Genomic DNA, 14,527 nt, shown 5'->3' on the forward strand with positions numbered 1-14,527 from the left:
CGCCTCACCTGGCGCCGACGATGCGGCTGCGGCGGTCCAGCCAGGCGCCGCCGGCCATGATGAGCAGCGAGAAGGCCAGGTACATCACGCTCGCCAGCAGGTAGGTCTCGAAGGCGCGGAAGCTCTGGTTCTCGATCTCCTTGACCGCGTGCGTGAGCTCGGCCACGCCGATGGCCATCGCCAGGCTGCTGTTCTTGAACAGCGAGACGCTGTGGTTCACCAGCGCCGGCAGCGCGTGGCGCACCGCCTGCGGCATCAGCACGTGACGCATCGAACCGATGAAGCTGTGGCCGAGCGCTCGCGCCGCTTCGGCCTGGCCGAGCGGGATGGAGCGCAGCCCGGAACGCAGGTCCTCGCTGAAGTAGGCCGCCTGGCAGAGCCCGAGGCCGATCACCGCGAACAGCGCCTCGCCGTTGTGCTCGCCCAGCCAGCCCTGCACGCTGGCGGGCAGCAGGCTGGAAATGCCGAAGTACCACAGCATCAGCTGCACCAGCGTGGGCACGTTGCGGTGGTAGGACACGTAGCCTTCGACCGCGCGCCGGGCGATGCGGCTCGGCGTGAGGCGCACGACGAGCAGCACGACCGCGAGGCCCATGGCCAGCAGCCAGGAGCCCAGCGCGATGACCAGCGTCATCTGCGCACCGTGCACCAGCATCCTGCCGAACTCGGGGTTCAGCAGGATGGCCATGAGGTCGAAGCCTTTCATCGTCGCGCTCCCGCGTGTCCCGCCTTCAGGCCGGCGGCTGTTCGGGGCGGGCCGTCGACAGGCCGCCCGGCACCTGCAGCGTCGGCGTGATTTCCATGTGGCCGATGTTCACGGCCACCGGCGCGGCGATCGCGAAGGCGATCGCGTTGGCGATGTCGGCCGCCTGCGGCAGCTCGAAGCCCTTGACGAAGCGCTCGTAGGTTTCGGCGGAGTCCCCGTGCACATGCGCGAAGATCTCGGTGGCCACGCGCCCCGGGCAGATCTCGGTGACGCGCACGCGCTTGCCGAAAGCATCGATGCGCAGCTGGCGCGACAGCATGCTGATCGCCGCCTTCGTCGCGTGGTAGGTGGAGTTGCCGCCGAAGTTGTAGGCCCCGGCGATCGAGCTGATGTTGACGACGTGGCCGCGATCGCGCGCCACCATGCCCGGTACGACCAGGCGGCACAGGTGCAGCACGGCGCGCAGGTTCACGTCGACGAGCAGGTCGACGTCCTCTTCGCTCGCCTTGAGGAGGGAGTTCGGCCGGTCGACACCGGCGTTGTTCACGAGCACGTCGAACTCCACTTCCCCGGCGAGCCGCGCGATGCCGCCGACATCGGTCACGTCGAGCACGTGCGCGATGCAGCCCGTGCGCGCCGCCAGCACCTCCAGGTTCGGCGCGCTGCGCGCGATGGCATGCACCTGCAGGCCTTCGCGCGACAGGCGCTCCACGACCGCGGCGCCGATGCCGGACGAGGCGCCGGTGACCAGGGCTGTCTTGTAGTCGGAGAACGGCATGGGGTGAGTTCCTTGTGGCGTGAAACCAATCTATCGAGTGCCGGGCGAATAGGCCAAGACGGAATGGATGTGGAGCGATAAGGGGACCTTATGCGTGGACCTGGCGCGAGATCGGCACGATGCGGTGGCCCGCGGCTTCGACCTCGTTGCGGATCGTTCGCGCCAGCGCCACGGCGCCCGGCGTGTCGCCGTGCAGCAGGATCGACCGCGCGTTCATCGCCAGCGACTTGCCGGAATAGGTGGTCACCGTCCCGTCGCGCAGCAGGCGGCGCACGCGCTCCAGCACGGCCGCCTCGTCCTTGATGACCGAATCCGGGAGCTTGCGTGGAACGAGCAGGCCTTGGTCGTCGTAGGCACGGTCGGCGAGGAAGGTCGTGGCCACGCGCAGCCCGCAGCGCGCGGCGGCGCCCTCGATGGCGCGGCTGGTCGACGAGCTGACGATCAGCGTGGAGTCGAAGTCGGCCACGGCGCGCACCAGCGGCTCGGCCAGCGACGCATCGGCGGCGGCCATGTTGCCCAGGGCGCCATGAAAGCTCATGTGCGTCATGCGGTGCCCGGCAGCCCGGGCGATGCCGGCCAGCGCGCCGAGCTGGTAGACGACGAAGCTGGCGAGCTCGGCGGTGTCCATCTGCATCGGCCGCCGGCCGAAGCCCTGGCGGTCCGGGAAGCCGACATGCGCCCCGACGTCGATGCCGCGTGCCCTCGCCGTGCGGACGGTGCGTTCCATGATCACCGGATCGCCGGCATGGAAGCCGCACGCCACGTTGGCCGAGGACACCAGCTCCAGCAGGGCCTCGTCCTCGCCCATGCGCCACGGGCCGTAGCCCTCTCCGAGATCCGCGTTCAGGTCGATGTCCATGCCTCAGTCCACCATCTCGATCAGGGGATCGCCGTAGCCGACGGCATCGCCGTCCCGCGCGCGCAGGCTTGCGACGACGCCGTTGCGCGGCGCGGCGACGTGCACCAGCACCGGCCCGACCTGCAGCAGCGCGAGCACCTGTGCGCAGGAGACGCTGGCGCCGACCGGCGCCAGCGGCGCATCGCGAAGGGGGTGCCTGAGCCGCACGATGCCGACGCCGGAAGCGGGGACGACCGTTGCGCCGGGGCTCGTCTGCGGCGTCCGTTGCGCCGGCAGGTCGACACCTGCGCCTTGCAGCGCGGCTTCGCCGCTGGTGCCGCGAACCAGGCGCAGCCGCGTCAGCGGCCCGCTCAGCTCGAGCACCGCGATGTCGGTGTCGGCCAGCCACGCGGCAAGCTGTCGGAAGCGTTCGAGCGCATCCACCGTCAGCTCCCGAATCGCACGCGCTGGTGAAGGTCGAGCACGCGGCGGGTCTCGTCGAGCCACTCGCGCAACTCATCGAGCGCCGCCACGGCGTCGTCCCAGGTGGTCCGGATGAAGCGCACGTGGCTGCCGATGGCGGCCTGGCCCAGTCGCCACAGGTCGGCCTCGATGACGGTCCCGAGCTTGGGATAGCCGCCTGAAGGCTGTGCATCGCGCATCTGCACGATCGGCTGGCCACCGGGCGGCACCTGGATGACGCCCGGGACGATGCCGTGCGAGCGCATCTCCACCGCGGCGACGGGCTCGAGCGCCTCGCCCGCCAGCCTGTAGCCGTAACGGTCGCTCTGCGGCGTGACCTTCCATGCAGTGCCCCAGAACGCCTCGCGCGAAGCAGCGGTGTAGTCCTCGTACTCGGCTGCGGGGAGGACGCGCATGGCCGGGCAGCCATCGACCTGCAGCGGCAGCACGAGCGCGGGAGGCACGAGCCCGATGCCGGTCGCGCGCGTCGCACGTCCCGGTGCGGCCGCCCGCAGCCTGTCCCCCTTGCGCAGCGCGCGTCCTTCAAGGCCGCCGAACGCGCCTCGCAGCTGCGTGCTGCGCGAGTCGAGCACGCAAGGCACGTCGACGCCCCCGGCCAGGCACAGATAGGCACGCGCCGCACGCCATGCGGTGCCCTGCGGCACGCCGAGGACGAGCACCTGTCCTGCACGGGCCTCGTAGGTCGACCACGGCATCAGCGGACGTGCATCGAGCGTCGCCGCGCAGTCGGCGCCCGTCACCGCGAAGGCGCAGTCCTCGACGAAGCGCACGCGAAACGGAAACACCGGGATCTCGACCGCGGCAGCGGACGCCTCGTTGCCCAGCAGCAGGTTGCCCGCGGCGAGCGCCACGGCATCCATCGCGCCCGAAGTGCCGACTCCCCAGCGCAGGCTGCCCGTGCGGCCAAGGTCCTGCACCGTGGCGAGCGCGCTGGACGACACGATCTCGATCATCGGATCACCTTCTCGACGCGAAAGCGGATGCTGTCTCCCGGCTGCAGCAAGGCCGGCGGATCGCGCATCGGATCGAAGAAGCACATGTCGGTACTGCCGATCGTGTTCCAGCCGCTGGGTCCGGCCGACGCCGACACGCCGGTCTGGGCGCCGCCGATCGAGACGGCCCCGCCGGGAATGCTCACCACCGGCACCTTGCGCCGTGGCGTCGCGATGCGCGGGTCCATGCCGCCGAGATAGCAGTAGCCGGGATGGCTGCCGAGCGCGTACACCGGGTACAGCGGGGCGCTGTGCAGCTCGACGATCTCGTCGATGGTCAGGCCCGTGTGCGCGACCACGTCGGCCATGTGCGGACCGCCGCCGCCGCCGTACGTGACCGGCAGCTCGATCACGCGTCCTTCGAGCGACAGCGGCTGGACGAGCTCCCATGCGGTGCGCAGCCGGTCCTCGAGCGCCCGCAGCTGGCGGGGAGGTTGCACGAAGGTGATCATCAGGTTGTTCATGCCCGGCACCGCCTCGCGCACTTCGGGCCATGCCTGCGCTTCGCGGGCGAGCGCCCAGATGCGCTGCTGCGCGGCGAGCGTCATCGGCCCGCCGGACTCGAACAGCGCGGCCGTCGTGCCCAGGACGCTGAAAGTGGCTGCCTGCGTGCTCATGCCGAGGCTCTGTGCGCCAGCCAGCGCTCGAGGTGATGGATGTCGACACCGCCGGCCGAGAAGGCGTCATCGCGAACGATGTCCCGGTGCAGCGGCAGGTTGGTCGAGATGCCGCCGACCTTCATTTCCGAGAGCGCCTGGCGCAGACGGATCAGCGCGTCCTCGCGGCTCGTGCCGTGCACGATCAGCTTCGCGACCATCGAGTCGTAGTACGGCGGCACGCGGTAGCCGACGCCGGCATGGCTGTCGACCCTGACGCCCCATCCGCCCGGCAGGCTCCATTCGGTGATGCGGCCGGGCGAGGGGGCAAACGTGCGCGGGTCCTCGGCGTTGATGCGGCACTCGAGCGCATGGCCGCGGCAGGCCACGTCGGCCTGTGCGATCGACAGCACCTCGCCGCGCGCGACGCGGATCTGCTGCTGCACGATGTCGATGCCCGAGGTCATCTCGGTCACCGGATGCTCGACCTGCAGCCGCGTGTTCATCTCGATGAAGTAGAACGCGTCGTTCTCGTACAGGAATTCGAAAGTGCCGACGCCGCAATAGCCGATCTGCCGGCACGCGGCGGCGCACCGCTCGCCCACTTGCGCGATCAGCGCGGCAGCGATGTGCGGCGCCGGCGCCTCCTCGAGCACCTTCTGGTGCCTGCGCTGCAGCGAGCAGTCGCGGCTGCCCAGCCAGACGGCGTTGCCATGGCTGTCGGCGAGCACCTGGATCTCGACGTGGCGCGGGTGGAGGAGGAACTTCTCGATGTAGACCTCCGGATTGGCAAAGGCGCGCCGCGCCTCCTCGCGGGTGAGCGCCAGGGCATCGGGAAGACCGGACTCCTCTCGCACCACACGCATGCCGCGGCCGCCGCCGCCGCCTGCCGCCTTGACGATGACGGGGTAGCCGATCTCGCGTGCGATCGCCTGCACGGCGGCCGGGTCTTCCGGCAGCGACCGGTCCGGGCCCGGCACGCACGGCACGCCCGCGGCGCGCATCGCGCGCTTGGCGGACACCTTGTCGCCCATCATGCGGATGCACGCGGAGCTCGGGCCGATGAAGGTCAACCCGGCGCGCTCGACGCTCTCGACGAACCCGGCGTTCTCGGAGAGGAAGCCGTAGCCCGGATGGATGGCCTGCGCGCCGCTGACCTCGGCGGCCAGCAGGATGGCGGCCTGGTTCAGGTAGCTCTGGCCCGCCGAGGCGGGTCCGATGCACAGTGCCTGGTCCGCCTGCGCGACGTACGACGCATCGCGATCGGCCTCGGAGTGAACCGCCACCGTGCGCAGCCCGAGGCCGCGGCACGCGCGCAGGATGCGAAGGGCGATCTCGCCGCGATTGGCAATGAGGACGGTGTCGAACATGATCACCTCAGCGGGCGCCGGTCATCACGCGTAGCGAAGCAGGGGCTGGCCGGCTTCGACTTCCTGACCCGATGTCACCAGCACGGCAGCGACCGTGCCGTCGTGCTCGGCGACCACTTCGTTGAACACCTTCATCGCCTCGATGACGCACAGCGTCTGGCCCGCCTGGACGGCCTGGCCGACGCTGACGAAGGGCGGATCGCCGGGGGTCTGCTGGAGGTGGACGACGCCGAAGAGCGGGGCGGTCAGTTCCTTCGCGGGGGCCGCCGCGGGCGGCGCGTCGCGCCGCGACGGCGCCGGGACCTCGGCGCCGCGCACGGCTTGGACAGCCGCACCGCTGCGCACCAGGCGCAGGGTCCAGCCGTCCTGGCTGAACTCCGCCTCGGTGAGGTCCGACGCCGCCATGGCGTCGATGAAGGCCTTGATCTGCTGCTGGTCCACACCGCAAAGGTATCGGCGCGCACGCCGAAGCGCCAAGACGGAATGGGTGTGCCTAGATAAGAGCCGCTTATGACGGATCGTCCGGTGTGGCCAGGCTGCCCGGCAAGGTCGCCACCAGCTCCAGGAGGATCTCCTTGACCGCCTGTGCCGGCTCGGACAGCGGCAGGTGGTCCGACTGGCACAGCGCGAGCGGAGCCTCGATGACCGGATCGATGATGCGCGACAGCCAGGCGTCGCAGGCCTTCACCACTTCGCGCGCCATCGAGGCGGGCAGGATGCTCATGCCCAGCCCGTCGGCGATGACGGCGGTCAGCGTGCTCGCCGACTCGATCTCGGCCACCACGCGCGGAACCATGCCGGCGCTGATGAAGGCTTCGTCGACCAGGCGGCGCACGACGTTGTAGGGCCGCGGCAGGTACAGGTCCGTGTCCGCCAGCACCTTCAGCGGCACGGTCTCGGGCGGGGCCGGCAGCGACTTCGGGCCGACCAGGTAGAGCGGCTCGCGCAGCAGCGGAATGAACTTCAGTCCGTGCACGGCAACCTTGCCGCCGTAGAGCACGGCCAGGTCCATGCGTCCGTTCATGATCAGCTCGGACAGCGTGCTGCCGTAGCTCTCGTTGAGATACGGCAGCACGCCGGGGTGCCGCGCGCGCAGGATGCGCAGCAGCGGCAGCGCCAGCGTGGCGGCCGCGGTTCCGGGCGCCAGCCCCACCGACACCGCGCCCGACACCCCTCGGCTCGCCGCGACCATGTCCACCTGGGCCTGGTCGCATTGGCGCAGGATCAGCTGGGCATGCCGGTACAGCACCTTGCCCGCCTCGGTGGGCGTGACCCCGCGCTTGGTGCGCACGAGCAGCTGCTGGCGCACCTCGCCCTCGAGCGTGGCGAGTTGCTGGCTGAGCGCGGGCTGCGCGATGTGCAGGACATCGGCGGCCTGCGTCAGGCTGCCGATGTCGACGATCTTGACGAAGTATTTCAGTCGTCTCAGGTTCATGGCAGGAGCGAGCTGGGCGGGACGGCTCGGCGCGAGAAGCTGCTTTCGATCACGGAGAACACAGAGAACACACAGCCGAGGGCCACGTGAGAAAGAGAACTCCCGCTCCAGAAACCGTTCGCCCTGAGCCTGTCGAAGGGCTCAAGGCGAACGGGCCTGGTGCTTCTTCGCAAACGCCGGGCCGGTGACTGCGGCCTGGGATGCTCTGTGGCCTTCGGTGTTTCATCAGGAAGCTTGCCGCTCAACTGGCCCTCAGTTTGCATCCATAAGCGATGCCTATCAAGGCAGACCGAACTCGTCTTGGCCTTGGCGGCGACGGCGCTCTACCGTTATGCCTGCAGTCACCCGCCACAAGGAATTTCGTGAGCCCGTCCCGCATCGCTGCTCGTGTACGCCGCATCAAGCCTTCCCCCAGCACCTCGGCCGCCGACCGCGCCAACGAGCTGCGCCGCCAGGGGAAGTCCATCGTGAACCTGGTGGTGGGCGAGCCCGACTTCGACACGCCCGCGCACATCCGCCAGGCCGCCGCCGCGGCGATCGAGAAAGGGCAGACGCGCTACACGCTGATGGCGGGCACGGTGGAGCTGCGCCAGGCCATTGCCGCCAAGCTCGAGCGCGAGAACGGCCTCGTCTACGCGCTCAACGAGATCATCGCCACCAGCGGCGCCAAGAGCGCCATCTACAGCGCGTTCTCGATCACGCTCGAACCCGGCGACGAGGTGATCATCCCCGCGCCGTACTGGGTTTCCTATCCCGACATGGTTCTGGCCTGCGACGGTGTGCCTGTGATCGTCGCCTGCCCCGAAGCGAAAGGCTTCAAGCTGACGCCGACCCAGCTCGAGGCGGCCATCACGCCCAAGACGCGCTGGCTGCTGATCAATTCGCCGAGCAATCCCACCGGTGCCAGCTATACCGCCGAGGAGTACCGTGCGCTGGCCGACGTGCTGCTGCGGCATCCGCAGGTGCTCGTGATGACCGACGACATCTACGAGCACATCCGCTTCGACGACCGCCGCACGCCGCACCTGCTGAATGCCGCCCCCGAATTGCGCGAGCGCACGCTGGCGGTCAACGGCGTCTCCAAGACCTATGCGATGACCGGCTGGCGCATCGGCTGGGTGGCCGGTCCGCGCGACCTGGTGCAGGCGCTGGACACGCTGCTCTCCCAATCCACCGGCAACTGCTGCTCGGTCAGCCAGGCGGCTGCCGCCGCCGCGCTGAACGGCGACCAGCGCTTCATCGGCGAGAGCGTGGCCACCTACAAGCAACGGCGCGACCACACGCTGGCGCGCATCAACGCGATCCCGGGCCTGAGCTGCCGCGCACCCGACGGGGCCTTCTACCTGTACGTGAATTGCGCCGGGCTGATCGGCAAGACCACGCCCGACGGTAGGCGCCTCGGCGAGGACGGCGATGTCGTGATGCACCTGCTGGAGAGCGTCGGCGTTGCCGTCGTCGCCGGCACGGCGTACGGGCTGTCGCCGTACTTCCGCCTGTCGATCGCGACCTCCCTCGACATCCTGGACGAAGGCTGTGCGCGCATCGCGCGGGCCGTTGCCGAACTGCACTGAGCACCATGAGCACCTACAAAGCCCTCCGCAAGAATCCGTCGGCGCCGCAGGTCGGCGAATCGCTGATCGTCGCGCTGCGCGACATCCCGGTGGCCGCGCTGAGCGACAACATGCACCGCAACACCGGCACGGTGGGCCTGCACCCGTACCACCGGCCCGGCCGTCAGACGATGGCCGGCACCGCCGTCACGGCGCGCTCGCGCGGCGGCGACAACTTGACTTTCCTGCGCGCGCTGGAGTTCTGCCGGCCCGGCGACGTGCTGGTGATCGACGCCGGCGGCGACGTCGGCAACGCGGTGATCGGCGGCATCCTGTCGTTCTATGCCGCGACCGCGGGCCTTGCCGGCCTGGTGATCGACGGCGCCATCCGCGACGTGGCCGAGATCCGCGAGCGCGAGTTCCCGATCTATGCGCGCGGCGTCACCCATCGCGGCCCCTACAAGGATGGCCCCGGGGAAATCAACGTGCCGGTGTCGGTGGGCGGCATGGTGGTGAATCCGGGCGACATCGTCGTCGGCGATCAGGACGGCCTGCTCGCGATTCCTCCGGCAGAGGCCGACCTCGTCCTGGAGGGCGCGCGCAGGACGCTCGCCAACGAAGCGAACACCATGCGGGCGATGAAGGAAGGACGCTGGGACCGGTCGTTCATCGATGCGCTGGAAGCGCGCTGCAACAACTGACGGGACACGAGGATGCACTGCGCCGTACTCGCCACCCGCGCGACCTTCCCGGACATCGCCGACCGGCTGCGCCAGCATTTCGACGTCGAGGACAACCCGGCCGACACGATCTTCAGCCCCGAGGAGCTGCTCCGGCGGCTGCAGGGCAAGCACGGCGTGATGAGCACCGGCAGCGAACGGATCGATGCGGCACTGCTCGATGCGTGCCCGCAGCTGCGCGCCGTCTGCAACGTCGGCGTCGGCTACAACAACGTCGACGTCGACGCCTGCACGGCGCGCGGCGTCCTGGTCACCAACACGCCGGACGTGCTGACCGAGACGACCGCGGACTTCGGCTTCGCGCTCATGATGGCCGCGGCGCGGCGCATCGCCGAAGCCGAGCACTTCCTGCGTCGGGGCGATTGGACCCGGACCGGCATCTACGACATGTTCCTCGGAAGCGACGTCCATGGTGCGACCCTCGGCATCCTCGGCATGGGCCGCATCGGCCAGGCCATTGCGCGACGCGGTGCGCTGGGCTTCGGCATGCGGGTGATCTATCACAACCGCACGCGGCTCGCGCCGGCCGTCGAGGCCGGATGCCGCGCCGAATACGTCGACAAGGACACCCTGCTCGGTCAGTCGGATCACCTGGTGCTCGTGTTGCCGTACTCGCAGAGCTCGCACCACGCGATCGGCGCGGCCGAGCTCGACCGGATGAAGCCGACCGCGACGCTGACCAACATCGCCCGGGGCGGCATCGTCGACGACGCTGCGCTGGCGCGGGCGCTGAGGTCGGGCAGGATCGCTGCGGCAGGCCTGGACGTGTTCGAAGGCGAGCCGACCCTTCGTCCCGAGCTGCTGGCCCTGCCCAATGTCGTGCTCACGCCCCACATAGGCAGCGCCTCGGTCGGCACGCGCCGCGCGATGGCCTCGCTCGCCGTCGACAACCTGATTGCTGCGCTGGGCTGCGGCCCGCAGGCCGGCAGGCCGCCCTCGCCGGTGAACCCGGCGGTGCTGCAGAAACGGCCATGAAGCGAAGGAGTACCGCTTGAAGTCCGTCCTGCAGGCTTTCGACCTCCACGGCCGCATCGCGCTGATCACCGGCTCCTCCGCCGGCATCGGCCTGGCGCTGGCCCGCGGCCTGGCCGGCGCGGGTGCGACGGTGGTGCTCAACGGACGCGACGAAGGGCGACTGGAACGGGCGGCTCGCGCGCTGCGCAACGAAGGTGCCGACGTGCACGCCGTGGCATTCGACGTGACCTCCGGCGAGGCCGCTACCGCGGCCGTCTCGCGCATCGAGCGCGAGATCGGGGCCATCGACATCCTGGTGAACAACGCCGGCATGCAGCGCCGTGCGCCGCTGCAGGACTTTCCCGAGGCGCATTGGCATGAGCTCATGCGGACCAACGTCGACAGCGTGTTCGTCGTCGGACAGGCAGTGGCGCGCCACATGATCGCGCGCCGGCGCGGGAAGATCATCAACATCTGCTCGGTGCAAAGCGAGCTGGGCCGGCCGAACATCGCGCCGTACACCGCGAGCAAGGGTGCCGTGAAGATGCTCACCAAAGGCATGGCGATCGACTGGGGGCAGTACGGCATCCAGGTCAACGGCCTGGGACCCGGCTACTTCAAGACCGAGCTCACGCAGGCGCTGGTCGAGGACGAGCAGTTCACGCAGTGGCTGATCGGCCGCACGCCGTCGCGCCGTTGGGGCGACGTCGAGGACCTCGTGGGCGCGGCGGTGTTTCTCGCCAGCGACGCGTCCGGCTTCGTCAACGGCCACATCCTCTACGTGGACGGCGGCGTCACCGCCACGCTTTGATCGACCGGGAAAGAACCATGGACGCACTCGTCATCCACGCCCCCGGCGATCTGCGCGTCGAAGACGTGCCCACGCCCGAGATCGGGCCGAGCCAGCTGCGCGTGCGCGTTCGCTGCGGGGGCATCTGCGGCTCGGACCTGCACTATTACCAGCACGGCGGCTTCGGCACCGTGCGCATCCAGGAGCCGATGGTGCTCGGCCACGAGGTGGCCGGTGTCGTCGAGGAGGTGGGCAGTGCCGTGCGCCAGTACGAGCGCGGCGACCGCATCGCCGTCAGCCCCAGCCGGCCTTGCGGCGGCTGCCGCTACTGCCAGCAGGGCCTGCAGAACCATTGCCTGGACATGCGCTACTACGGCAGCGCGATGCGCACGCCGCACGTGCAGGGGGCATTTCGCCAGCAGATCGTCGTCGACCTCGCCCAGGCGCATCGGCTGGCCGACACGGTGAGCGACGGCGAGGGCTCGATGGCCGAACCGCTGTCGGTGGCGCTGCATGCCGTGCGCCGGGCCGGCTGCCTGCTGGGCAAGAGCGTGCTGATCACGGGCTGCGGGCCGATCGGCGCGCTGATCGTCATCGCCGCGCGCCGGGCGGGTGCGACGCACATCGTGGTCACCGACATGGGGGCTGCGCCGCTGAGGAGCGCGGCGAGGGTGGGCGCCGACGAGACGGTCAACGTGGCTGAGCAGCCCGAGGGCCTGGCGAAGTTCGCCGCCGACAAGGGGCAGTTCGACGTGCTGTTCGAGGCCAGTGGCAACGAGCGCGCGCTGCGCGGCGCCTTCGACGTGCTGCGCCCGCGCGGGGTCATCGTGCAGGTGGGCCTGGGCGGGGAGATGACGCTGCCGGTCAACGCCATCGTCGCGAAGGAGTTCGACCTGCGCGGTGCGTTCCGTTTCCACGAGGAGTTCGCCACCGCGGTCCAACTGCTCAACAAGGGCCTGGTGGACCTGAAGCCGCTCATCTCGGCCACCTTGCCCTTCCGCGATGCCGCCCGTGCGTTCGCGCTGGCGGCGGATCGCTCGCAGGCGATGAAGGTCCTGCTGAGCTTCGAGTAGCCGGCGCCGCCTTGCGGCAGGGCATCCGCGATCACTCGGCGTGAGGCCGGGTGGCGAACAGCGCCATCAAGTGGTGTCCGGCCTCCGAGACGAGGTGCGTCGGTCTGCCCCAGGCCGCATTCGGACCGCACACCAGGCGATTCATCGGACTTGTCTTGGCCGACGGCGCGTGTGCGCCTACCCTGAGCACGGCGCGCTTGACAGCCCGTTCCAAGAGTGCCAAACCCCCCCGACAGCAGCCCCGGCTTCCTTTGCAGACCGCGTCATGGCCAGTGTCCCGTTCCGACGACATCGGTCCCGGATCGAAACGCTCGGGCGCCTGGTGGCGCTGTGCGTGTCATGAACGCCCTGACACACGAGGTCCTGGCGGCGCCGCACTGGCGCCTGGCAGGCTGGGCGGCACGCGCATGGCAGCGCATGGGATGGCGACACGTCGTCCTGGCGCTGGGGCTGAAGCTCGTTCGCGAGACGTTCGGGCCGTTGGGCGGAATCTTCTTCTTGCCCTTCGACCCGGTCGGGTTCGACCTCGTCGCGAGCATCCTGAACGGCAGCTGGGTCGTCCCCAATGTCCTCATCATCTATTGCGTGCTGGTGGCCGACGAGGCGTTCAATGCCGGCGTGCCCGCGTTGCGCGCCTACGGGCTTGCTGTCGTCGCGATGTCGACGCTCGTCCCGGTGGTGGGCTGGCATCTCGCCGGGCTGATGGGCTGGTGGAGATTGAAGGCGCCATCGATGCTCTTTGGCGTACTGGCCATGCTGTTCCAGGGTGGCCTTGCCGTCTCGATCTACGCCTACTGGCGCGTCACGCAACGGGCGATGCGCCAGGTCCAGGCCGCCGAAACCGAACGGGTGCGCAACGAGCAGCGCGTGCACGCGGCGAGGTTGCTCGCGCTGCAGTCACGCGTCGAGCCGCAGATGCTGTTCGACGCGCTCGGTCGCATCGGTGAACTGCATGCGCGCGAGCCGCAAGCCGCCGATGCGCTGTTGGCCGACTTGATAGCGCTGCTGCGCGCCATGTTGCCTGGCGCGAGGTCCAGCAACTCCACGGTCGAGCGGGAGTTCGCGCTCGTCGACGCGTGGCTGCGTGTCACAAGCGAAGTCACTCCCGGCCATGCGCGCGTTCATCTCCGGATCGAACCCGGTGCGCACAACATCGGCATTGCCGCGATGCTCGTTCTGCCTTTGCTGCGGACGGTGCTGGCAGCGGCGCACACCATGGCCTGCGAATGGTCGCTGACTGCACGGTTGGTGGGCGATCGCCTGCGCGTGACGCTGCAGGCCGATCAGGACGTCGGCGTGCGGGCAGCCGGCTGGTCGGAGAGCGCGGACCTGTCGTCATTGCAGGACCGGCTCATGCAGCTGTTCGGCGAATTCGCGAGCCTGACCGTGTCGCCGATGCCGGCGGCCCTGACGCTCGACCTGCCACGCCTCCAGGAGGATCGCGATGACGACCGCCTTGATCGCTGAAGACGAACCGCTTCTTGCTGCGGAAATCGGTGAGGAGCTCGGGCGGCTGTGGCCCGAGCTCACGATCTGCGCGATCGTGCACGACGGCCACGCGGCCCTGCGCGAGATCGACGAACATCACCCGCAGGTGCTGTTCCTCGACGTGCAGATGCCAGGGCTGACCGGGATCGAGATCGCGCGCGTGACGGGCACGCGCGCGCACATCATCTTCATCACCGCATTCGACCACTACGCAGTGCAGGCCTTCGAGGAAGGCGCGGTCGACTACCTTCTCAAGCCGCTCGACCCGGCTCGCCTGGCGCGTGCACTGCGTCGGGTCAAGGAGCGCTTGACACGCCCGCCCGCGGATCTCAGTGGCTTGCTCGAACAACTGCAGCGAGGTCCGACGACCGACCGCCTGCGCTGGATCACCGTTCTGCAGGGCCGCGACGTCCAGCTCATCACGGTCGAAGACATCTGCTACTTTCGAGCCGACAGCAAGTACGTCGCGGTCGTCACGGCAGAAGGCGAAGCGCTGATCACCACACCGCTGAAGGAGCTCATCGAGCGCCTCGACCCGGCCGTGTTCTGGCAGATCCATCGCGGCGTGATCGTCAACGTCAACGCCATCAGGAGCGTGCGCCGCACGCTGGCGGGCCATCTCGAGCTGCACCTGAAGCAGCGCAGCGAGACGCTGCGCGTGAGCGCGGCCAACGCGCATCTGTTCAAGCAGATGTAGCAGGCCGACGGGCCGGGCCTGCACGGCCTCGCGTTTG

The 14,527-nt window shown here is 69.5% G+C and carries 16 protein-coding genes; 7 read left to right on the forward strand and 9 right to left on the reverse strand.

Annotated elements, in window-relative coordinates; genetic code table 11:
- Positions 1–4: 4 nt before the first annotated feature.
- From P7V53_RS13270 to nac, 9 genes are all read right to left on the reverse strand, one after another.
- Entirely contained in the window at positions 5–706 is a 702-nt protein-coding gene (locus tag P7V53_RS13270) for an amino acid ABC transporter permease (RefSeq protein WP_280155938.1), read from the reverse strand.
- A gap of 25 nt (positions 707–731) precedes the next feature.
- Positions 732–1,484, reverse strand: coding sequence for an SDR family oxidoreductase (locus tag P7V53_RS13275; protein ID WP_280155939.1), 753 nt, complete (start codon positions 1,482–1,484; stop codon positions 732–734).
- An 88-nt stretch (positions 1,485–1,572) separates the two neighbouring features.
- Positions 1,573–2,343 carry a 5-oxoprolinase subunit PxpA gene (locus P7V53_RS13280; protein ID WP_280155940.1) on the reverse strand — a complete coding sequence of 257 codons (771 nt, stop codon included), beginning with the start codon at positions 2,341–2,343 and terminating at the stop codon, positions 1,573–1,575.
- Between the two features lie 3 nt (positions 2,344–2,346).
- Positions 2,347–2,766, reverse strand: coding sequence for a biotin/lipoyl-containing protein (locus tag P7V53_RS13285; protein ID WP_280155941.1), 420 nt, complete (start codon positions 2,764–2,766; stop codon positions 2,347–2,349).
- Between the two features lie 2 nt (positions 2,767–2,768).
- The gene (locus tag P7V53_RS13290) at positions 2,769–3,758 is read right to left on the reverse strand and encodes a biotin-dependent carboxyltransferase family protein (protein ID WP_280155942.1); all 990 of its coding nucleotides are present in this window, start codon (positions 3,756–3,758) and stop codon (positions 2,769–2,771) included.
- Positions 3,755–4,414 carry a 5-oxoprolinase subunit PxpB gene (pxpB, locus tag P7V53_RS13295; RefSeq protein WP_280155943.1) on the reverse strand — a complete coding sequence of 220 codons (660 nt, stop codon included), beginning with the start codon at positions 4,412–4,414 and terminating at the stop codon, positions 3,755–3,757. Before pxpB ends, P7V53_RS13290 begins: the two co-directional genes overlap by 4 nt.
- Complete coding sequence (gene accC / locus P7V53_RS13300) at positions 4,411–5,763, reverse strand: acetyl-CoA carboxylase biotin carboxylase subunit (protein WP_280155945.1); 1,353 nt, start codon at positions 5,761–5,763, stop codon at positions 4,411–4,413. Before accC ends, pxpB begins: the two co-directional genes overlap by 4 nt.
- 24 nt (positions 5,764–5,787) lie before the next feature.
- Positions 5,788–6,204, reverse strand: coding sequence for an acetyl-CoA carboxylase biotin carboxyl carrier protein subunit (locus P7V53_RS13305; RefSeq protein ID WP_280155946.1), 417 nt, complete (start codon positions 6,202–6,204; stop codon positions 5,788–5,790).
- Between the two features lie 67 nt (positions 6,205–6,271).
- Entirely contained in the window at positions 6,272–7,198 is a 927-nt protein-coding gene (gene nac, locus P7V53_RS13310) for a nitrogen assimilation transcriptional regulator NAC (RefSeq protein WP_280155947.1), read from the reverse strand.
- 362 nt (positions 7,199–7,560) lie between these two features.
- Between nac and P7V53_RS13315 the strand changes: the two genes are divergently transcribed.
- From P7V53_RS13315 to P7V53_RS13345, 7 genes are all read left to right on the forward strand, one after another.
- Entirely contained in the window at positions 7,561–8,769 is a 1,209-nt protein-coding gene (locus P7V53_RS13315; protein WP_280155948.1) for an aspartate transaminase, read from the forward strand.
- 5 nt (positions 8,770–8,774) lie between these two features.
- Positions 8,775–9,449, forward strand: a complete 675-nt coding sequence (locus tag P7V53_RS13320) for an RraA family protein (RefSeq protein WP_280155950.1) — start codon at positions 8,775–8,777, stop codon at positions 9,447–9,449.
- Between the two features lie 12 nt (positions 9,450–9,461).
- On the forward strand, positions 9,462–10,463 hold the full coding sequence (locus P7V53_RS13325; RefSeq protein WP_280155951.1) for a D-glycerate dehydrogenase: 1,002 nt from the start codon (positions 9,462–9,464) through the stop codon (positions 10,461–10,463).
- Positions 10,464–10,479: 16 nt separating this feature from the next.
- Positions 10,480–11,253 (forward strand): glucose 1-dehydrogenase, encoded by a 774-nt coding sequence (locus P7V53_RS13330; protein ID WP_280155952.1) that lies wholly within the window; start codon positions 10,480–10,482, stop codon positions 11,251–11,253.
- 17 nt (positions 11,254–11,270) lie between these two features.
- The gene (locus P7V53_RS13335; RefSeq protein WP_280155953.1) at positions 11,271–12,305 is read left to right on the forward strand and encodes an L-idonate 5-dehydrogenase; all 1,035 of its coding nucleotides are present in this window, start codon (positions 11,271–11,273) and stop codon (positions 12,303–12,305) included.
- Between the two features lie 417 nt (positions 12,306–12,722).
- The gene (locus P7V53_RS13340) at positions 12,723–13,772 is read left to right on the forward strand and encodes a histidine kinase (protein ID WP_280155954.1); all 1,050 of its coding nucleotides are present in this window, start codon (positions 12,723–12,725) and stop codon (positions 13,770–13,772) included.
- Positions 13,750–14,490, forward strand: a complete 741-nt coding sequence (locus P7V53_RS13345; protein WP_280155955.1) for a LytTR family DNA-binding domain-containing protein — start codon at positions 13,750–13,752, stop codon at positions 14,488–14,490. The genes P7V53_RS13340 and P7V53_RS13345 overlap by 23 nt, the downstream gene beginning before the upstream one ends.
- Positions 14,491–14,527: the final 37 nt, after the last annotated feature.

The sequence above is a fragment of the Piscinibacter sp. XHJ-5 genome (assembly GCF_029855045.1).
Classification (GTDB): Bacteria; Pseudomonadota; Gammaproteobacteria; order Burkholderiales; family Burkholderiaceae_C; genus Albitalea.